This window comes from Mesorhizobium sp. (genome assembly GCF_024509055.1).
In the GTDB taxonomy this organism is placed as follows: domain Bacteria; phylum Pseudomonadota; class Alphaproteobacteria; order Rhizobiales; family Rhizobiaceae; genus Mesorhizobium.
This window is the reverse complement of record NZ_JANINM010000325.1, coordinates 1-1,748: the sequence shown is the minus strand read 5'-3', so window position 1 is coordinate 1,748 and position 1,748 is coordinate 1. Positions and strand designations below refer to the sequence as shown.

Annotated in this window: 2 protein-coding genes; both read left to right on the top strand. The window is 65.0% G+C overall.

What is annotated here, in order from left to right; genetic code table 11:
- On the top strand, window positions 1–1,316 hold a 1,316-nt coding region (locus Q0L57_RS14405; RefSeq protein WP_296743670.1), incomplete at its 5' end, for a branched-chain amino acid ABC transporter ATP-binding protein/permease.
- The coding region (locus tag Q0L57_RS14400; protein ID WP_296743668.1) for an ATP-binding cassette domain-containing protein at window positions 1,313–1,748 on the top strand (436 nt) is incomplete at its 3' end. The genes Q0L57_RS14405 and Q0L57_RS14400, both read left to right, overlap by 4 nt.

Here is a 1,748-nt window from a genome sequence, read left to right as displayed (position 1 = left end):
TCGTCGGCATCGTGATTGCGCTGCGCATCGTGCGCTCGCCCGTCGGCGCGATCCTATCGGCGATCCGCGACAATCCGCAGCGCGCGGCAGCACTTGGCCACAATATCCACGGCTACAAGTTGACGGCCTTCGTGGTGGCGGCGATCTATGCGGGCTTTGCCGGCGGCCTGTTGGGCGTCATGCAGGGCTTCATGCCGCCGGACGCCTTCATGTTCGACACCTCCGGCCAGGTCGTCATGCAGACGGCGATTGGCGGCGCGGGCACCTTGGTCGGACCGTTGCTTGGCGCGACGGTGTGGCTGTATCTCAGCGACTTCTTCCAGAACACCCTGCATCTGGGCGCAACATGGAAGCTGGTGCTGGGCATCGTTTTCGTGCTTCTGGTCTGCTTCCTGCGGCGCGGCATCGCCGGCGCGATTGCCGACCTCTATGGTTTCGCAACCGGCCGTCGTAAGAATGCCGAACCGACCGAAACCGCGGCGACGAGCGCGCCGTTCGATCCGGCCTCCATCGAGCCGATGCCGGCGCGCCAGCGTGGCGAGGCGCGCGCGCAGGGGCCGATCCTGCGGGCGCAGGGCCTCAGCAAGCGCTATGGCGGCATCGTGGCCAACAGCGACATCAGCTTCGCGGTCGACCATGGCGAGATACGCGGCATCATCGGGCCGAATGGCGCGGGCAAGAGCACTTTCTTCAAGATGCTGACCTGCGAGATCGCACCCACGTCCGGCCAGATCATGTTCGAGGGCCGCGACATAACGGGCATGGGCGTGTCCGACGTCTGCCAGCTGGGGCTGACCAAGAGCTACCAGATCAACCAGCTGTTCGACCGGCTGACGGTCAGGCGCAATCTCACGATTGCGGCCCTTGGCGAGGCGCGGGGCAAGTTCAGGCTCGATCTGTTCAAGAGCCTCCACGCCGTTCCAGGTCTCGATGAGCAGGTCGAGCGGACCGCGGCACTGGTGAACCTGACGGCGCGGCTCGACCGGCCGGTCTCGGAACTGGCATATGGCGAGAAGCGGCGGCTGGAAATCGGACTGGCGCTGGCGACATCGCCAAGCCTGTTGCTGCTCGACGAGCCACTGGCCGGCATGAGCCCGCGCGAACGCGTCGAGACCGTGGCGCTGCTCAAGTCGATCGCGCGCGGACGCACGATGATCATCATCGATCACGACATGGATTCGCTTTTCGAACTGGTTGGGAAAGTGACGGTGCTGCAGGAAGGCCGGGTGCTGGTCGAAGGCACCCCCGGCGAGATCAAGACCAATGCGAAAGTGCAGGAAGCCTATCTCGGCGGGGTGCACGGAGAGATGGCATGAGCCTGCTCGAGGTCAGCGGACTGAACAGCTATTACGGCGACAGCCACATCCTGTTCGACGTTGGGCTGAAGGTTGAAAAAAACGAAGTCGTGGCGCTGCTTGGGCGCAACGGCGCCGGCAAATCGACGACGCTGAAGAGCTTGATGGGCGTGGTGACGCCGCGCAACGGCTCGGTCATGCTCGACGGCGTCGAGCTGGCGGGCCGCAAGGCGCACAGCATAGCGCGCCAGGGCATGCAGCTCGTGCATGAGAACCGGCGCATCTTCGGCAGCCTGAACGTCGAGGAAAACATCATCCTGGCCGGATTGACCGCCGTCAACCGCTGGCCGCTGGAGCGCATCTACACGATGTTCCCGCGGCTGAAGGAACGCCGCGCGAGCCGGGGCACCGACCTTTCGGGCGGCGAGCAGCAGATGCTCGCCATAGCCCGCG